Raw genomic sequence first — 17,493 nt, 5'->3', positions numbered from 1 at the left:
CTCCTTTTCTTTCTTATAATTCGTTAACTAGTGCGTGTAATGTTTCTTTTAATTCTTCATCGTGATGTGAAAGTTCAATTAGGTTTGCAAGGCGTTCTTTTAAAATGTGGCGTTCAATAATTTGTTTTTCATCAAGAACGCTGACAAATAGTTTGATAATTAAACTGTCAAGAATTTTTAATGCTTCTTCCTTGCGTTCAGGTACAATTTTTGCATCTGTTCTTAAAGCTTTGCTAGCCATAAATCATTCCCCCTAAATGTTTTCCTATAGTCCATAGTACCATAATCTTATCCATTTTTGGATATTGAATTTTTGACTATGGGAGTGAATAGCAGCTTGATTGATGGATGAAGTATTATAAAAAATATTGCCCTTTTGAAAGGGTTTTAAAAGATGTATTTAGAATATATATTTAAAGAAAGGAGATGGGCAAATTGAGAGGAATGATCCATAATAAAAAAAGAGAAATAGCTGCCGATCTTGCATATGACTTTTTAAGAAAGGCAAAAGTGGCCCATGTGGCAACGGTTGGCGAAGATGGCTACCCTTATGTAATTCCTTTTGTTTTCGTCTATGAAGATGGAACAAAATTATATTTGCATATAGGGAATTTGAGGGAAAGCCATTTTTGGGAAAATATAAAATATAATCCGCGGGTTTGTATTGAAGTATGTGAAATGGGAGAAGTGGTTCCCGGCAAAAAATATGCCTGCCAATCGGCTTTGGGATATATCAGCGTCGTTCTGTTTGGAAAGATTCGCCGTATTGAAGATGAGCAAAAGAAAGAATGGTTTTATGATTGTCTGTGGAAAAAATATGGTGATCCGGATTGGCGGTTTGAAAAGGGCGGGTATCCTGCATTGCCGAAAACGGAAGTGTTTGAAGTGGAGGTTGAAAACATTACAGGTAAGTTCAGTGATGCCAAGGGCCATTAGGAAGAAAAAGGAAAAAGAAAAGCGACTTAAAATGTTAAGTCGCTTTGATTTTGTGCATTTTTTTAGAGGTATGTATTTATTCGAGATCTCCGCACTTTTTAGCCAATTCGTGTAATTGGTTTCTCATGTGCTCCCCAATCCGTTTTTGCCCGATAGAAAAATCTTCATCATCATGAAAAGTTACCGGCTCACCGGAAATAATCAGCCGCTTGTTTTTGCTTACGTATAATGGGACAAAGCGGACGTGTTGCGCCGTTTCCCGAAAATAATATTTTTCAATAAAAAGATATCCTTCATGCATATCTTTCGTTTCATTGGAAGTATCCGTATAATCGACGGTCGGATAAATAACGACGCTTTCCCCTCTTTTCAACGCTTCCACCGTCAGCCGAAAAGTGTTGAATATTTTTTTTGATCCCCGATATACCGGAATGCCTTTTCCGGATTTTAATAAATGGGCGATAAAGAAGGACAGCGGATAAGCACAAATTTTTGCAATCGTCCGATTCATGCCCATTCTTTTTGTAAACGTGTAATCCACATATTGGCGGAAGCAGGCCTTTCTGTCCAGAAATACGTGTAAGATCCAAGTTCTAAGGTCTTTAGGAAACCATAAATAAATAATAAATGGATTGAACAGATTTTGATGATGGGATACATACACAACAGGGTCTTTAATTTGTTCATGAATTAGAACATTATATGCCGGGTAGATTTTTCGGACAATCCATTGAGAGATTCTGAAGAACTTACCATAAACTCTAGATGCCATGTTTTTCACCTTCATTGAGTCTTTTATAGGCAATGCTTCGGGAAACAATCATCGAAAAAATTTTGAGCGAGTCTCTTATAGGTTGGTAATAGGAGCTTTCATTTTTGTTGATGTAAATGGTCTGGATAGGTATTTGTTTGATCGGGATGTTTCTCTTGGCGGCAACAATCAGCATATTCATTTCATACTCGTATCGCTCGCCTTCCAAAGTCAGTAGCGAAGGAAGAAGATTGATGGGAATTCCCCTTAGGCCTGATTGTGTATCTTGAAGGTCGATTTTAAACAAAGATTTAAATAAGAAACTCGTGATTTTATTGCCGATGTAGCTTCTTGCCGGGACGTTGTTTTGGCCAAAATCCCGTACGCCCAGGAGAATCGAATCCTGATGATCCATCAGCTTTTTTGCAATTTTAACGACATCCTGGACGGAATGCTGGCCATCTGCGTCCGCAGTTATCACTCCATGCACATTGCAGTGATTCATCACGTATTCAAACGCTGTTTTTAATGCGCGTCCTTTTCCTTTATTTTGTTCATGCGTCAACACGGTACAATTTTGGATCCGTGCGATTTGATGGAAGACCGGAATACAACTGGAGATGCTTCCGTCATTCACAACAACAACTTGTGAAACATTGCGATCCAATAAATCGTATATATAATCGATTAATTCACGGGCCGGGTTCAGGGCAGGAATGATAACGCAGACTTTGTTCATATCGTCCCTTCCTTTCTAAACCTTTTAGTGAGCTGGCATATTTTTATTTTATCAAAAATATAGAAATGTTTTGAATTTATGGAAAATGGGAATTGCATTAAAATCTTATATTCATGTATATTCAAAAAATGAGATTTCATTACAGAATTATAGAATTTGAGAAAACGAAAAAATAATAGGTGAGTAAAGCGCTTTTCGATAAGAGCCTTTTAATTTTGCTATTTTCATATTGATAAACATATGTATAATATTAGACAATCATTTCCTGGTATGTTTCATTCCTAAGATGATATGGAAAGATCAAAATGCAGTTTATTTGCGAGGGTGGTATTGTGGAGAAGAAGATGAGGATTCTTCTATTGACAGGCAGCTATGGAAACGGCCATTTAAAAGTTTCGAACACATTAAAAAAGGCGTTTTTTCAACATGGATTGACCGATGTAATGGAATCGGACCTTTATTATGATTCACATCCGCTGTTAACGAAAGCTTCCAAATATTTATATATAAAAAGCTTCAATTATGGCAAAAAAATTTACGGTTTGCTATATTATGGCGGCAGCAGAAATAAAAGATTTTTTGATATTGATATTATGAACAACTATGGGATGAAGAAACTTTCCGGAATGGTTGAAAAATGGAAGCCGGATATTATTGTCAATACTTTCCCGATGCCTGTTGTACCGGAATTAAAAAGAAAAACCGGCATTCAAATACCGATTGTGAATGTCATTACCGATTTTAAGGCTCATAAAAATTGGATTCACCGGTATATTGACCGGTATTATGTGGCTACCGAAGATCTGAGGGAAGATTTGATCAATGCCGGTATCCCCGAAAACAGGGTAAAATCTACAGGTATTCCCATTGAACCGCAGTTTGAACAGCCGGCGGATCGGAATCAGCTGCTTGCTACTTATGGTTTAACCGGACAAAAACCGGTCATTTTAATCGCAACGGGGGCTTATGGCGTATTAAAAGATATTGAAGGAGTCATCAAAAAAATATTGGAAAATGGCGACTATCAAATCATTGTGATTTGCGGGAAGAATGAGGATCTGAAAAATAATTTGTCGGCAAAGTTTTCAGAAAACCATAATGTCCGAATATTTGGATATACAAATAAAATGGACGAAATGATGAAAATGGCGACCGTGATGATTACAAAACCTGGCGGAATCACATTAAGTGAAGGCTTGGCCGTCCAGGTGCCGATGCTGCTATACAGGGCAGTGCCCGGTCAGGAATTGGAGAACGCAAAGTATTTCAAAAAAAAGGATGCGGCAATTGTTGCAAATCGCCCTGACCAATTGGTGGACCATGTATTGAGGCTAATCCGGGACGAACAGGAACGCTACAAATTAATCAATAATATGAAAAAAATCTATTCCCCGAATGCAGCCGATGTGATTTGCGAAGATGTGATGGCTTTAGTCGGCCGGAAACAGGGGTTCAGCCGTTTTATCAGTTAAAAGGAGGTTCAGAAAGAGCCTCCTTTTAAATCATTTTTAACAACGCTTCTTCCCCGGTCATTCCTTTGACGATTCCCATTTTTTCGGCTTCTGTCGTTACGGATTCGAGAGGGGCTTTCAATAATTCCTCAATGGTTTTCACTCCGACAGCACGGCCTGCGATGATTTTTCGGTCAGCCAGCCGGGTGTTTAATAATTGGACATCCAAAGCGCCACACATAATGTAGCCGATTTCACTGGAAATGGTTAATAAAGTGGTTTTTGGCAATCGCACAGTGACAGCCGTAAACATGTGCCCTTGCAACTCAATGGGTTCAATGGAAACCAACCTCATCGCTCCTTTCTTTATTAAAATATGGAGCGATTCAGAAAATGTTCGAATTGAAAAGAATTTTTGGACGCCATTTAAAGTGTGCGCCAATGAAATGAAAATATAAGGAAAGCATAGATGGTTGCCGAATTATCATACTAACAATAATTTCACTAATCGACCATGATGAAAGAGGTGAAGACCGATGAGCAGAAAAGGTGCATTTCCAATCAGAAACCGCAGCTTGAAGCCGAAGCATCAAAAGTCCCTCATCAATGGCCAGACAGAAGTATCGCTCCATAACCAACTTTTGAGAGCGGATGCGAAAGCAAGGCAATACTAATGAATCATGGCGATTTAGTGAAAGGAGCCCGGAACATCGTTTCCGGGTTTAAAAAATGTTAAAAAAAGTGCTCGATGTGTATAAAACTTTTTAAAAAAGTCATAATAAATAATGATTTCACAAGAAAATACGACATGAACACAGGAGGGATTTCCGATGGACAATTACAACAATAATCATTCTGACACTCCGCCGAAACTCTTGATGGTGAAAAAATAATCCAATTCAATCATCAATTGAATATGGATCATCCACCTAAAAGAGTTTGCAGTTTCATGTCGTAATTTGTGAAATCCAGACCCGGAACATTGTTTCCGGGTTCTGCTTTTTTTAAGGACTTTTCAAATAACATATTGCACTTTGTATGAAATATGGATGTTTTCACAAAATAGCGAACGAATTTTGTTTGAGAGGTGCGATGATGGAAAATATCAATGAGATTCCAAAAGACGAAGGAATTGATCATAGTTTCGCTTTATTGAAAGAAGGATATGAGTACATTTTAAACCGCCGAAAAAATTTCCAATCTAATATTTTTGAAACAAGGATATTGGGGAGAAAAGCAATATGTATTGGAGGAAAAGAAGCGGCTCAATTGTTTTATGATGACACGAAATTTGAACGCCAGGATGCCGCCCCCAACCGGGTTATTGAAACCTTATTCGGCAAAAATGCCGTTCAAACCCTCGATGGGAAAGCCCATTTGCATCGGAAACGAATGTTTTTGGATATTATGTCTAAAGAAAAGATCAATGAATTTTTGGATATTGTCAAAATTGAATGGGAAAAAGCATTGGATGAATGGAGCCGAAAATCTGAAATTGTATTTTATGAAGAAGTGAAAGCGTTGCTTTGTAAAGCGTCCTTTAAGTGGATCGGCTATCCTGTCCATGAGGATAACGCGGAGAGGTTGATGAATGAACTTGGGGCCATGTTCGAAACCCCTGTTGCATTTGGTCCCCAACATTGGATGGGGAGAATGAAAAGAAATCAAATGGAAAAAAAGATGACGGAATTGGTGGAAAGAATCCGTTCCGGCGAAGTGCAAGTACAACCGGATTCCATCCTGCATCAATTCGTTTTTTATAAAGAGATGGACGGAAACTTATTAGATGCCGAAACAGCGGCGGTTGAAATCATTAATGTGCTGCGTCCTGTCGTAGCCATTTCGATTTATATCAATTTTATTGTCATGGCATTGGCGCAATTTCCGCATGAAAGAGCCAAGCTGAAACAGCATCCGGATTACGCCATTCTTTTTGTTCAAGAAGTAAGACGGTTTTATCCGTTTTTTCCATTTGTTTTTGCAAAAGTAAAAAAAGATTTTACCTGGAACAACTTTGTTTTTCAGAAAGGGACATTGGTACTATTAGATATATACGGAACAAATCATGACCCGGATCTTTGGGAACATCCCGATGAATTCCGGCCGGAACGATTCGCCAATTGGCAGGATGACCATTTCAGTTTAATACCCCAGGGAGGGGGAATTTCGGAAACAACCCATCGATGCCCTGGAGAGAAATTGACGATTGAAATGATGAAATTCGCCTTGGATTATTTATTAAATAAAATGGATTATGAAGTGCCGGAACAAGATATGTATATTGCGATGAATACGATTCCAAGCATTCCAAAAAGCAAAGTGGTATTGACAAATGTCAAAAGGGTGCGGGAAAGCTTACATTAACAGTAGGCCTCAAAAGTTCAAACACTTTTGGGGCATTTTTTTTGTGGAAATTCCTGAAATGTTGAAGGACTTTTCTTTTTTGTATAGAAGAATTACTTAAAAATAAGTAAAACCTATGGAATATGGGAGCTGACATTCTTGGATAAAAATAAAGAAAAAATTTTAATTTATTTTGAGAATTCTGTAGGGTTTGTAAATAAATTATCAAAGCTAGCGGATCAAGAATGGCAATCCTTGACGGAAAATGGGAAATGGACGGTAGCCGGTATCATTGTCCATTTCATTTCGTTGGATGCGTTTGTTCTTCATCATCGTGTTCCTTACTTTAAAAAGGGAGGCGTTTTTCCAAAGGAACCGGACAAGGACAAGATAAAACACCAGTCGCTCATCGAAAGCAAAATAAGAAAAAAAGAAGACGTCATTGAACAATTTATTTTGGGAAGGAGAAGCCTGATCGTAGCCATAAATAATTTGGAAGATGAATTGTGGAAAAAAAATTATAAGATCAATTCCGCTTCATATACCATTTCAAAGTATTTTTCGGAATATATTGATTATGATATAAAACTTTTTCATAAAATTAAAAAAGCCATCAATTTAAAATAGAATGGCCCCCGATGGACAGGGGATTTTTTTGTTTGAACCTGCATATAAAAAAGCCCCATTCGGTTTTACCTCATGGGACTGTTCTTCTCTTTTTCTTCCCTTTAGCGGCCAAATAAAACCGGGATATATTGGATAATGTCCATTGGCGTGACGCCATAATTGGAGGATTTTTTCCCCAATTCTTCGGCGGCTATGGCATGATAGTAACTTGCAGCGATCATGGCTTTTAATGGATCGGATTGCTGGGAAACGAGGGAAGCAATCAAGCCTGTCAATACATCCCCGCTTCCTCCTTTTCCCAAAGCATCATTTCCGTGGGGATTGATCCAAAGTTTCCCTTCAGGAGTTGCAAGAATTGTCCGGTGGCCTTTTAACACTAAATAAATTTGATACTCCGTTGCGAAATGTTTGGCAATTTCCAGCCGGGCAGATTCGATTTCTGCAACGCTTTTTCCTGTTAAAGTTGCCATTTCACCGGGATGAGGGGTTGCAATAATATTTCCTTCATAATGCCGTAATTGATTCAAATGATTTTTCAGAAAATAAAGTCCATCCGCATCCACTATGATTGTCTGGGTTGTCAATTTTTTCAAAAGCGTCTCCAGCATGGCGTTTCCGTCGCATTCTCTGCCCAGCCCCGGACCAAAGACGATGGTTTTATATTTAGAGTAATCAATGGTTTCCAAAGCTTTCGGATCAATAAATTCGCCAGTGTCTGAAAGTGGGAAAAACAGACTTTCATGGCAGGTGCCGGCAACATGGGAATAAATCGTTTCCGGAATGGCCAGGGTGACAAGGCCGATGCCGGAATGAAAAGCAGCTTTTGCAGTATATACCGGTGCACCGACGTAATATTTGGAACCGCCGATGACGAGACAATGCCCGAAAGTGCCTTTGTGTCCATGTTTTTTTCTTTTTGGCAGCGATTCTTTTGCGGTTTCGGAATCAATGAGTTTCGGCAATTTCAGTTGAAGGGTTTCAACAATTGATTCTGGAACGGAAATGTCCGCCACTTTCCATTCGCCGACGACTTTTGGTCCATCTCCGACAAAGAATCCGATTTTGGGCATGGCGAAGGTGATGGTTTTCTTTGCTGTAACGGCGATATTCGCCACTTCTCCCGTGTTGGAATTGAGGCCAGACGGAACATCGACACTGATGACATCTTTCCCTGATTCATTTACCGCTTTGATGATTTCAAAAAACGGGGAACGCACTTTTCCTGAAACGCCTGTCCCAAGCATTGCATCAACGATGACATCCGCATCCCGGACAAAGGCAAAAATTTGATCTTCTCCGTCTTGATGATGATAGAGGGGCAAATGACGGTTTTTATAAACTTGATAATGAATTTGGGCATCCCCTTTTAATTTCTCTTCTTTTCCAATAAAACAAAGCAAAACTTCGTATCCGAAATCAATTAATCTTCTGGCAACAACAAATCCGTCACCGCCGTTATTTCCTTGACCCGAGATAACTAATATACGTTTATGGCGGGGATAGTCGTTCAAAATTTCCTGTACGACGGCGTTTCCGGCGTTTTCCATTAATACGGCACCCGGCAGCCCCAGCTGTTGCATCGTATATTGATCAAGGGTTTGCATGGTTTTTTGATCAGCCGCATACATAATAGTTCCTCCTTTTCATAAGATATCCATGAGGACTAGTATTCTTACCTACATTTTACAATAATCGGACGTCACCCGCCTGTGAAACTTATGAAAAAGAAGAGGAGTCAATGAATAGGGTTTGACTACGGAAAGGAACAGCTTCATAATGAAAGAGTTAGTGAGTAAAAAGAAATACATAAGGGGAAGTTAAACATGGAAACGTGGATTCAACAAATTATGGAGGATTTCGGATATGTAGGGGTATTCCTGTTAATAATGTTAGAAAACGTTTTTCCTCCGATTCCATCGGAAGTCATCTTAACTTTCGGCGGGTTTATGACCACTTTTACCGATTTGACGGTTACTGGGGTCATTATCGCTTCCACCCTTGGTTCCGTTGCAGGCGCAATCATTTTATATGGTATTGGTCTGTTGTTGGATGTGGAGCGTCTTGTGAAAATTGTAGATAAATATGGAAATATTTTAAGACTGACAAGAAACGATATTTATAAAGCCGATGCCTGGTTTGACAATTATGGGTTCTGGACGGTTTTTTTCTGCCGGTTTATTCCGCTCATTCGCAGCCTAATTTCCATTCCGGCCGGAATGAGCAATATGAAATTTTGGCTGTTCATTTTACTGACAACTTTAGGTACGTTAATTTGGAATACGGTCTTGGTTCATCTCGGGGCTGCCGTAGGAGACAATTGGACGAAGATTGTTGAAGCGATGGATGTCTATTCAAATATCGCCTACGCGCTGATTGCGGTGGTTACTCTTGGTTTTGTCGTGTGGTTCATACGGAAAAAACGGTTATTTAAAATGAAAAAATAAAGGAAGGGAACCATCGTGATCCCTTCCAATCGGATGGGTGATCGTCTTGCTGTCTTGAAAATAATGCTCAAGGCAGTTTTTTTATATTTCCTGATTTACCTGGTCTTTCGGCAGAAAGATGGCAACGAAAAGGATGAGCGGCAACAGGGAGATAATTTTCATCGTTAAATTGATTCCGATCGTGTCAAGAAGCCAGCCGATTGCCACTGAACCGATGGCCCCCATCCCAAAGGCAAATCCTGTTGTCAGTCCCGCCATTGTTCCGATTTTCGAAGGAACCAGTTCTTGTGCATAAACAACGGTAACCGAGAAGCTGATCATAATCAAAGTGCCTATTGCGATAAGAAACACGGGTACGAGCCAAAGAGGCAAGTAAGGCAGCAATAAGCATAAAGGAATCGGTACAACCACCGATAGTAAAATGACATTTTTCCGCCCGATGCGATCGGACAAGGAACCTCCAAAAAATGTACCTATGACGCCAAAAGCCATGAATATGAAAATGAAAATTTGCCCAATGCGCGTCGTTAAGTGATAGTGGTCGATGAGATAGAATACATAATAATTTTGAATATTAGTTGTGTAAAAAGAACGGGCAAAAATGATGGTAAAGAGCAAAAATAGAGCAATCCCCACTTGTTTCTTTGTTAACGGGGGCAAGGAAGATATTAAGATTTTCTTTGGTTTCTTGTTCATTTTTTCAGCTCGCAATTGGCGGGCGTACCATCTTGATATGTTGAACAATAAGATGATGCCGATGGCTACAAGAAAGAGAAGTACAGCGGCCCCCTTTTGTCCCATGGCGTCCAAAATAAAGGCTCCAATTAAAGGGGCAATGGCTTGTCCCGAATTTCCGCCCACCTGATAAATGGATTGGGACAATCCCCGTTTATTGCCTGCCGACAAAAAGGATACGCGGGAACCTTCCGGATGAAAAATGGCCGAACCGAACCCTAAAAAGATGGCGGCAAGTAAAATCATGAAATATTGGCCGGCAAAAGCAAACATGCTTAAACCGATGAAAACGCTGATCATCCCGGCAGGCAATGCGTAAGGCATCGGTTTTTTGTCGCTGATAAAGCCGACGACCGGCTGAAGGGTGGAAGAAACCATATTCAATATAAAAGTGATCAAACCCAATTGGGTGAATGTGAAACCGAGATCTCTTGAAAGATACGGGAACATGGCCGGTGCGATATTTTGGGCCGTATCATTGATTAAATGTCCTGCCCCGATGGCTAACATAATGGGATATATTGGTGATTGCGGGTTTTTTTCATTCAATGGAACGTCACACCTTCTTATAGAATCTGTATCATCCGTTAATTACCATTTTAAATAAAACTTTGCCGAAAGGGTGAACATTTAACTCGATTTCTCACAAAATTTCCTTTTTAATTTATGTTATAAACGTTTGTTGGCAATTCATTCTTGGGCATGCAACGAATTGATCCAATTAAAAAATAAGAAGAGGAGAAATATTTTATGGCAATTGGCCATTATGCGCATTGGAAACGGAATATCAGCGTCTTTCTTGCAAGCCAGACGATTTCCCTCTTTGGGTCATCGATTGTACAATACGCCATCATGTGGTACATCACCTTGACGACTCAGTCGGGGGTCATGATGACAATAGGAATTCTTTGCGGATTTGTCCCTACTTTTTTATTATCCCCTTTTGCAGGGGTATGGGCCGACCGATATAACCGGAAAATGTTAATTATGCTATCTGATTCAGCCATTGCATTTGCCACACTTATTTTGGCCATTTTCTTCCTGAACGGTTACAAATCTTTTTGGCTGCTTTTTCTGATGTTTATAATCCGTTCCATTGGTACAGGGATTCAAACGCCTGCGGTGGGAGCCATCTTGCCGCAAATTGTACCGGAAGAGCAGTTGACAAAGGTGAACGGAATAAATGGAAGCATACAGGCATTTGTCATGTTGGTCTCGCCTATGATTAGCGCGGCATTGTTGGGCATTACAACATTGGAAATGATGTTTTTCATCGATGTCGTGACGGCTGCGGTTGCGGTGGCCGCATTATTGTTCTTTTTGCGGATTCCGGCCCATAAAAAAGCTTCGGAGCAACAGAAAGCGGGATATTTTGATGACTTCAAAGAAGGACTATCCTATATTAAACATCACCATTTTTTAAAAACATTGTTTGCATTTTTCGCAATCTTTTTCATTTTGGCAGCACCTGTCTCCTTTTTAACCCCATTACAAGTAACCCGCACATTCGGTGGGGATGTCTGGAAGCTTTCGGCCATTGAAATGACCTTTTCCATTGGCATGATGATTGGCGGGGCTGTGATTGCCTTGTGGGGAGGGTTCACAAATAGAACCTACACAATGGCGTTATCAGGCATGCTTTTTGCGGTCTGCACGTTGCTTTTGGGGATTGTGCCGAATTTCTGGATTTATTGCGGGATCATGGTATTAGCAGGGGTAACAATGCCTTTGTTTAACACTCCGACAACGGTATTGCTGCAAGAAAAAGTGGAGGGAGATTTTTTGGGCAGAATTTTCGGAGTGTTCAATATGATTTCAACATCCATGATGCCATTGGGAATGCTCATTTTTGGCCCGATCAGCGATTTCATAAAAATTGAATTATTACTAATCGGTACAGGCATTGTAATGCTCATGCTAAGTTTTATGTTGGCGGCCAACAAGGTTTTGATAGAAGCGGGAAAACCGATCAGGAAAACATAAAAAGCAAAAAGTGCGGCATTTTTTGCCGCACTTTTGAGCATTTATTAATAGGCCAAACCATATAAAGCTTTGATATGCGATAAGTAGCGGACATGGCTTGCTTCTTTCATCAATGAAGCTGGCAGGCCTTTAAGAAGGATATTGTTTTTGCCGACAGTTGCCACACCGTCTTTGCGTCCAAGGCTTGCAAGCGTACCGGAGTTCACGGGGCTGAATTCTTTTAATTTTTGGCCTTTTATTAATGCGTAAAGGTTGTAACCTGTAGCTTCTCCCATTTGCCAAGCATTTTGGGCAGTTGGAGCGTACAATGGACGTCCTCCGCCTTCAGGGAAGCAAACAGATGCATCACCAATCACAAAAACATCAGGATGGGATACGGAACGTAAATATCTGTCGACGATGCCTTTTCCGCGGTCACATTCAAGGCCGGATTCCTGAACGATTGGAAGAGCTGCGACTCCTCCTGTCCAAACGAATGTGTTCGCTGTAATTGTGGAACCATCTTTCAATGAAATGACATTGCCTTCCACACCGGTTACTGGAAGTCCTGTCAAGAATTTAACGCCGCGGGCTTCCAAACTTTTCATTGCACGTTCGATCAGTTCGTCCGGCAATACCGGCAAAATTTTTGGTGCAGCTTCAACAAGAATAATGTTCAATTCGGCAGGATCTACCGCGTATTTTGCGCAAATATTTGGAGCGTTGTCCACGATTTCACCGACAAGTTCCACACCGGTTAAACCGCCGCCGCCGATGACAATTGTTGCATCTGCAGGGTCTTTTGTTTTCGCATAGGAAGCAATTTTGCTTTCGATATGATTGTAGATTTTTTTCGCGTCATCGATGGATTTTAATACCATGGAGTTTTCTTCTAATCCAGGGATTCCGAAAAAGCCTGTTTGGCTGCCAAGGGCAACAACCAAATAATCGTAAGATAGTACGGAACCGTTTGCCAAGTATACCTCTTTATTATTAACATTAAATGATTTTACTTCTTGGATGACTACATCGATATCTTTTCCTTTAAACAACTTTTTCAAAGGGAATGAAATGGCTTTTTCTGAAATTGTTCCGCCGGCGAGACGGTGCAATTCCGTAATCAATTGGTGGTCTGGAGTTTTATTCACTACAGTGATTTTCGCTTCTTCTTTACTAGCATATTTTCGTAATGTCAAAGCGGTTAATAAACCGCCATAACCTGCACCTAAGATGACGATTTCTTTTGACATAATATTCCTCCGTCCTTCTTTTTTAAGTAAACAATACCATTATTGATTTTTGCGTTCTGCCGAAACTTCCAGGAAGGCGTTGGCAAATCGCAACAGCTTTTGAACTTCCGGATTTTTTAGCAATTTCAATACGCCGAACAAACCGATTGTTTCAGTGGATACTTCAGCGCGATCTTTCGCTTCAATGGCAGTTTGCGCAAAATTCTTTACTGTGCCAATCACAGGTTCGGAAATTTCTTTTATGGCGTTCACGGTATCGTTCTTTAATACCTCATCAGTTGCAACTTGTTGCGCAAAATCGTAGGCTTTTGTAAGAAGTCCCGCCAACTCGGCAAGTTTAGGGAGCTGTTCTACTAAATATGTCAAGGACTCTTGCACTTCAGGTTTTAATAACTGATCTAGCAAATCCTGTTTTTCCTTGTTCACAGCGGATTCAACTTGAACTTGATTCACTAATTCTTCTGACATGACCCATTCTCCTTTACTATTCATTGTGCACATCATTGGGAAAACTCAACATAAACAACTATGTGAAACATTTAACAAAGTTCACTACAGTTTAAATATAATATAAATATTTGCTAAATCAAGTACTGTTTTTTACAGCAAACAATCCATCAGATTGATTTTGATTTATGGACAATAAAAATAAAGAAATTCTTCAATTACCTTCTTAAGGAAAAGAAAAAACGGACCGTTTTTTGAAAATTTATAAAATTATGACAAACTTTTTGCAAAATTGTTGAGTTTTTTTGAATGCATTTACTGTTAAATTGAATTATACGCTTTATCTACTATAATTTCTAATATTATTTTGCTATTTGTTATTAGAAATTGATAACGAAATTATATTTTTTATTATTATGTATACAATAATAAAATTTATGTTCAAAAAAATGGAAAAAATTCAGCTTGGGTGCTGAATTTTTTTATCAAGAACATATTCACCATTTGCCGCTTCCGATAATGCTTTTTCTTCCAACGGGATTCGAATCGATAACATGATGAAATTTAAAATGGAAAAAATAAAAGCCGTTACATAAGCTTGGAACATTATTGGCATTATAATAATTTCGCAGCAAACGATAAAATAGTTCGGGTGTTTGAAAAAAGCGTAAGGCCCTGTTTTTACGGGTTTTGTACCTGGAAGGACGATGATTTTTGTATTCCAATACATTCCTAAAGATAAGATACACCAGATTCTCAACAATTGAACAAGCATAAAGAAAACGAATAAATAGACAAAAAATGGTGATAGTGTGCGTTCAAAAATAATTACTTCAACCATTAGGCTGGCGAAAAAACCGGCGTGCAGCAAAATCATAAATGGATAATGGGATGCCCCCACTTCATAAGCGCCGAGCTGTTTCATTCTTCGTTCATTGCGTTTTGCAATGATCAGTTCAAAGATTCTTTGGAAAATGACGAGGATGATCAAAAACAGAAAAATTTCCATTTTATTCCCTCCATTGCAACAGCACCGCCTCTCCGCTGAATCCCGGTCCAAGGGCCACTAATAAACCGTATGAATCCGGTTTCTCCACGGTTTTCATATATTCATCCAAAACGTACAGCACGGTCGGTGAAGACATGTTGCCGTTTTGTTGAAGAACTTTTTGGGAAATCTCAAGTTGTTTGTCGGTTAAATTAAGTGCTTCTTTATATGCCAGCAACACTTTCTTGCCGCCGGGATGTACAATAAAATGATCCAAATCATTCAATGAAATGCCTGCTTCATCAAAAAAATCTTGAATAAACGGTCCCAGCCAATTGGTGATAATCACCGGGATGCTTTTGGAAAAGATGACATGAAACCCGTCATTTTTAATATCCCATCCCATCACATCCTCCGACTGAGGCATCCATTTTGAAGCGGTTTGGATGATATAAGGCACTTGTTTTCGGGTTTCAACGGCTGCTTCATCTCCGCAGATGAGGGCACAAGCAGCCCCGTCGGCAAAGAGAGAGGCGCCAACCAAATTGCTTTTGGAGCAATCATTTCGTTGAAAGGTGAGGCTGCATAATTCAACACAGATCACGAGCGCTTTGTCTTTCGGATGGGAAAGACAGTAATCAAAAGCTCTGCTGATTCCTGCGGCTCCTCCCGCGCAGCCAAGGCCCCAAATGGGAAGCCTCCTGATTCGGTCCGGAAACTTCAACCGGTTCATGATGCGCGCATCGATACTGGGTGTGGATATGCCGGTGCTTGATACAAAGATAATGGCATCAATTTCTTCTGTGGAAATAGGTTTTTTCAAATACAACTCATTTTGCAGGCAGCTGCGAATGGCGTCTACGCTGTAGTCCACAGCCGTTTGAATATATAATTGATTGCGTTCTTCAAAGGTATGCTCTTCCAGATGCCATTGTAACGGTACACAAAAGTTGCGCTTCTCAATTTCCCCGTTTTTGAACACTCTTAGAAGCCGTTCCAATTTCGGGATTTTATTTTGGAATAATGTCTTCGTAAATTGTTCGATTTCATGCTGCTGCAATGTGTAAGGCGGTTTATGGGTGCTTATTGAAACAATTTTCGGCATTTCATTATCTTCCTTTTTTCTATCTATCTTTTCCAAATGGATACTCGCGTATGCAAAGGGAGTTTATGGATTTTTCATGCCTCTTTTTCCCTGCGATGAATATTGATTGGTAATGTTTTCTGCAATAACTCCAGGTAGAGCAGGAAATAATCGATACAATCTTTTACAAGTCCAGTATATTTGGCAAATTCCGGGCCTTTTTGATAATGCAGATAATCATTTTTTAATACTTCCAACAATCTTTTTGAAAATAAATGAATATTGGTTGAATGAAATTTTTCCAAACATTGGATGAGGCTGCTGAATAATACGATATCTTCGGAATCCGGATGTTCGATGATGGCAATATCTTTTACAAGGACTTCAAGTGACTTAATATAGCCAAAAAAGGCAATATCGTCATGTCCTTGTATTTCCGCCTGTACGGATTGGGAATATAAATTTTGGAATTTTTTTGATGTGTTTTGTATAAGGGTTTCGTTTTGCAATGAATAGTGCGGGATGGTGAATAAGTAACGGTTCCGGTCATCAACGGATTTCTCGCAATTGTTGACGACAAAGTAATCTTTTCTGCAGGAAGGGCAAGTTAAAGATAATATAAAAATATGAAAATTCTTATTCTCAAAGCGGTAACGGTTCTCCACCGTCGGATGGATATCTAAATTGCAGTGGGGACATTTATTCAAAATTATGTATTCCTGATTGGCATAATGGTATCTCATTTTTGTCAATTTTTTCTCGCTTTTTTGCAACATCGGCAATCTCCTTTTTCCGCAGTTAATGGCCAGAGTATTTTGTTCATTTGTCAGTTTTTCCAATTTTTTAGGGATTATACAAATTTTATAAAATAAAAGCAGCTCCCATTCAGGAGCGGCTTTTCATGAGTGATCCGTTTATTTGTTTTCAAGATACCGAAGGATGGCATCCCTCAAAAATTCAGTTGCTCCAGGACCTTTCCGGTCATAATAGGCTTTGAAGCGTTCGTCGGAGACATACATTTCTGCAAGTCCCCGGTGGGCTTCTTCGGAATATTCGGGCCAGGAAAGTGTCAACCATTCTTTATGTTTTGCGGCAAGTTCCCGGGCGGGCGGGGAAGAAGGATCTCCCGTTTGAACAGCTTTTTCGAGCAGTTCAAGTATTTCCACTTCAAGTTGTCTGAATCGCTCGAAATCCCCTTTTGATAGATTCCTTAATTTATTATTCGATTTATCGATAATATCGTCCCCATACTTCTCGCGGATTTCTTTGCCGTATTGCTGTTCATTTTCTTCAATCAATTGTTCTTTAAACGCTTTAAATTTTTCTTCATTATTCATCACAATGACTCCTTTCTCATGGGCGATTGTTTTTTTTACGGATTCAATTAAATTGTCGAGGCGGGATCTTTTTTTCATAAGTTGGGTCAAATGGTGCTCCAATGCTTTGATTGAATCAAAGTTTGGGTCATTCATGATGGAAAGGATTGTTTCAATATTGACATCCAATTCCCGGAAAAATAAAATCTGTTGTAATCGATCAACTTCTTCCTGGCCATAAATCCGGTATCCTGAGCTGTTGATCCGTTTTGGTTTAAGCAAATTGATTTCATCATAATATCTCAACGTCCTTGTGCTGATTCCTGCCAGTTTTGCAAGCTGGCTGATGGTGTATTCCATGGCAATCCCTCCTGACAAATTCATCATAAAGGTTTACGTAACGGAAAGGTCAACAGATAA

The 17,493-nt window shown here is 39.6% G+C and carries 19 protein-coding genes; 7 read left to right on the top strand and 12 right to left on the bottom strand.

Annotation, left to right across the window (positions count from 1 at the left end):
* Positions 1-13: 13 nt before the first annotated feature.
* Positions 14-241, bottom strand: coding sequence for a phosphate-starvation-inducible protein PsiE (locus NST62_RS12730; protein WP_141602598.1), 228 nt, complete (start codon positions 239-241; stop codon positions 14-16).
* A 203-nt stretch (positions 242-444) separates the two neighbouring features.
* Here NST62_RS12730 and NST62_RS12725 point away from each other — a divergent pair, with 203 nt between their 5' ends.
* The gene (locus NST62_RS12725) at positions 445-936 is read left to right on the top strand and encodes a pyridoxamine 5'-phosphate oxidase family protein (protein WP_246045865.1); all 492 of its coding nucleotides are present in this window, start codon (positions 445-447) and stop codon (positions 934-936) included.
* A gap of 76 nt (positions 937-1,012) precedes the next feature.
* Here NST62_RS12725 and NST62_RS12720 read toward each other — a convergent pair whose 3' ends face one another.
* Positions 1,013-1,708: a glycerol acyltransferase gene (locus NST62_RS12720; RefSeq protein ID WP_141602600.1), complete on the bottom strand. Its 696-nt coding sequence runs from the start codon at positions 1,706-1,708 to the stop codon at positions 1,013-1,015.
* A complete protein-coding gene (locus NST62_RS12715; protein ID WP_141602601.1) occupies positions 1,698-2,426 on the bottom strand; it encodes a glycosyltransferase family 2 protein in 729 nt (242 codons plus the stop codon). The genes NST62_RS12720 and NST62_RS12715 overlap by 11 nt, the downstream gene beginning before the upstream one ends.
* A 332-nt stretch (positions 2,427-2,758) precedes the next feature.
* Here NST62_RS12715 and NST62_RS12710 point away from each other — a divergent pair, with 332 nt between their 5' ends.
* A complete protein-coding gene (locus tag NST62_RS12710; RefSeq protein WP_220125035.1) occupies positions 2,759-3,898 on the top strand; it encodes a glycosyltransferase in 1,140 nt (379 codons plus the stop codon).
* Positions 3,899-3,923: 25 nt separating this feature from the next.
* On the opposite strand, the gene NST62_RS12705 is transcribed toward NST62_RS12710, so the two are convergent.
* On the bottom strand, positions 3,924-4,226 hold the full coding sequence (locus NST62_RS12705; protein ID WP_141602603.1) for a DUF1805 domain-containing protein: 303 nt from the start codon (positions 4,224-4,226) through the stop codon (positions 3,924-3,926).
* A 187-nt stretch (positions 4,227-4,413) separates the two neighbouring features.
* On the opposite strand from NST62_RS12705, the gene NST62_RS12700 reads away from it, so the two are divergent.
* The 3 genes from NST62_RS12700 (at position 4,414) to NST62_RS12690 (ending at position 6,847) form a co-directional block, all read left to right on the top strand.
* Positions 4,414-4,551: a YpzG family protein gene (locus NST62_RS12700; protein ID WP_328216698.1), complete on the top strand. Its 138-nt coding sequence runs from the start codon at positions 4,414-4,416 to the stop codon at positions 4,549-4,551.
* A gap of 418 nt (positions 4,552-4,969) precedes the next feature.
* Entirely contained in the window at positions 4,970-6,241 is a 1,272-nt protein-coding gene (locus NST62_RS12695) for a cytochrome P450 (RefSeq protein ID WP_342462951.1), read from the top strand.
* Between the two features lie 138 nt (positions 6,242-6,379).
* Positions 6,380-6,847 (top strand): hypothetical protein, encoded by a 468-nt coding sequence (locus tag NST62_RS12690; protein WP_342462950.1) that lies wholly within the window; start codon positions 6,380-6,382, stop codon positions 6,845-6,847.
* A 101-nt stretch (positions 6,848-6,948) separates the two neighbouring features.
* On the opposite strand, the gene NST62_RS12685 is transcribed toward NST62_RS12690, so the two are convergent.
* Positions 6,949-8,475: an NAD(P)H-hydrate dehydratase gene (locus NST62_RS12685; RefSeq protein ID WP_342462949.1), complete on the bottom strand. Its 1,527-nt coding sequence runs from the start codon at positions 8,473-8,475 to the stop codon at positions 6,949-6,951.
* Positions 8,476-8,670: 195 nt separating this feature from the next.
* On the opposite strand from NST62_RS12685, the gene NST62_RS12680 reads away from it, so the two are divergent.
* Entirely contained in the window at positions 8,671-9,291 is a 621-nt protein-coding gene (locus tag NST62_RS12680) for a DedA family protein (RefSeq protein ID WP_141602607.1), read from the top strand.
* 81 nt (positions 9,292-9,372) lie between these two features.
* Here NST62_RS12680 and NST62_RS12675 read toward each other — a convergent pair whose 3' ends face one another.
* On the bottom strand, positions 9,373-10,575 hold the full coding sequence (locus tag NST62_RS12675) for an MFS transporter (RefSeq protein WP_246045863.1): 1,203 nt from the start codon (positions 10,573-10,575) through the stop codon (positions 9,373-9,375).
* A gap of 201 nt (positions 10,576-10,776) precedes the next feature.
* Here NST62_RS12675 and NST62_RS12670 point away from each other — a divergent pair, with 201 nt between their 5' ends.
* Complete coding sequence (locus NST62_RS12670; RefSeq protein ID WP_328220017.1) at positions 10,777-12,009, top strand: MFS transporter; 1,233 nt, start codon at positions 10,777-10,779, stop codon at positions 12,007-12,009.
* A gap of 44 nt (positions 12,010-12,053) precedes the next feature.
* Here NST62_RS12670 and NST62_RS12665 read toward each other — a convergent pair whose 3' ends face one another.
* The 6 genes from NST62_RS12665 to NST62_RS12640 form a co-directional block, all read right to left on the bottom strand.
* Positions 12,054-13,238: an NAD(P)/FAD-dependent oxidoreductase gene (locus tag NST62_RS12665; RefSeq protein WP_141602609.1), complete on the bottom strand. Its 1,185-nt coding sequence runs from the start codon at positions 13,236-13,238 to the stop codon at positions 12,054-12,056.
* Between the two features lie 39 nt (positions 13,239-13,277).
* Positions 13,278-13,706, bottom strand: a complete 429-nt coding sequence (locus NST62_RS12660) for a DUF1641 domain-containing protein (protein WP_141602610.1) — start codon at positions 13,704-13,706, stop codon at positions 13,278-13,280.
* A gap of 439 nt (positions 13,707-14,145) precedes the next feature.
* Entirely contained in the window at positions 14,146-14,694 is a 549-nt protein-coding gene (locus NST62_RS12655; protein ID WP_342462948.1) for an isoprenylcysteine carboxylmethyltransferase family protein, read from the bottom strand.
* Position 14,695: 1 nt separating this feature from the next.
* A complete protein-coding gene (locus NST62_RS12650) occupies positions 14,696-15,778 on the bottom strand; it encodes a 3-oxoacyl-[acyl-carrier-protein] synthase III C-terminal domain-containing protein (RefSeq protein ID WP_141602612.1) in 1,083 nt (360 codons plus the stop codon).
* A 74-nt stretch (positions 15,779-15,852) separates the two neighbouring features.
* Positions 15,853-16,533 (bottom strand): hypothetical protein, encoded by a 681-nt coding sequence (locus NST62_RS12645; RefSeq protein ID WP_141602613.1) that lies wholly within the window; start codon positions 16,531-16,533, stop codon positions 15,853-15,855.
* A gap of 138 nt (positions 16,534-16,671) precedes the next feature.
* The gene (locus tag NST62_RS12640; protein ID WP_141602614.1) at positions 16,672-17,433 is read right to left on the bottom strand and encodes a MerR family transcriptional regulator; all 762 of its coding nucleotides are present in this window, start codon (positions 17,431-17,433) and stop codon (positions 16,672-16,674) included.
* Positions 17,434-17,493 lie beyond the last annotated feature (60 nt).

The sequence above is a fragment of the Ureibacillus sp. FSL K6-8385 genome, from assembly GCF_038593155.1.
GTDB classification, from domain to species: domain Bacteria; phylum Bacillota; class Bacilli; order Bacillales_A; family Planococcaceae; genus Ureibacillus; species Ureibacillus terrenus.
Note: the sequence above shows the minus strand (reverse complement) of the source record. Positions and strands in the feature narration are given on the sequence as shown.

Bases quoted from the DNA above. Each gene is read 5' to 3' on its own strand.
- NST62_RS12680 (WP_141602607.1), top strand. From the start codon at position 8,671: ATGGAAACGTGGATTCAACAAATTATGGAGGATTTCGGATATGTAGGG.
- NST62_RS12645 (WP_141602613.1), bottom strand. From the start codon at position 16,533: ATGTTGCAAAAAAGCGAGAAAAAATTGACAAAAATGAGATACCATTAT.
- NST62_RS12730 (WP_141602598.1), bottom strand. From the start codon at position 241: ATGGCTAGCAAAGCTTTAAGAACAGATGCAAAAATTGTACCTGAACGC.
- NST62_RS12715 (WP_141602601.1), bottom strand. From the start codon at position 2,426: ATGAACAAAGTCTGCGTTATCATTCCTGCCCTGAACCCGGCCCGTGAA.
- NST62_RS12725 (WP_246045865.1), top strand. From the start codon at position 445: ATGATCCATAATAAAAAAAGAGAAATAGCTGCCGATCTTGCATATGAC.
- NST62_RS12685 (WP_342462949.1), bottom strand. From the start codon at position 8,475: ATGTATGCGGCTGATCAAAAAACCATGCAAACCCTTGATCAATATACG.
- NST62_RS12700 (WP_328216698.1), top strand. From the start codon at position 4,414: ATGAGCAGAAAAGGTGCATTTCCAATCAGAAACCGCAGCTTGAAGCCG.
- NST62_RS12640 (WP_141602614.1), bottom strand. From the start codon at position 17,433: ATGGAATACACCATCAGCCAGCTTGCAAAACTGGCAGGAATCAGCACA.
- NST62_RS12650 (WP_141602612.1), bottom strand. From the start codon at position 15,778: ATGCCGAAAATTGTTTCAATAAGCACCCATAAACCGCCTTACACATTG.
- NST62_RS12670 (WP_328220017.1), top strand. From the start codon at position 10,777: ATGGCAATTGGCCATTATGCGCATTGGAAACGGAATATCAGCGTCTTT.
- NST62_RS12720 (WP_141602600.1), bottom strand. From the start codon at position 1,708: ATGGCATCTAGAGTTTATGGTAAGTTCTTCAGAATCTCTCAATGGATT.
- NST62_RS12695 (WP_342462951.1), top strand. From the start codon at position 4,970: ATGATGGAAAATATCAATGAGATTCCAAAAGACGAAGGAATTGATCAT.
- NST62_RS12665 (WP_141602609.1), bottom strand. From the start codon at position 13,238: ATGTCAAAAGAAATCGTCATCTTAGGTGCAGGTTATGGCGGTTTATTA.
- NST62_RS12655 (WP_342462948.1), bottom strand. From the start codon at position 14,694: ATGGAAATTTTTCTGTTTTTGATCATCCTCGTCATTTTCCAAAGAATC.
- NST62_RS12660 (WP_141602610.1), bottom strand. From the start codon at position 13,706: ATGTCAGAAGAATTAGTGAATCAAGTTCAAGTTGAATCCGCTGTGAAC.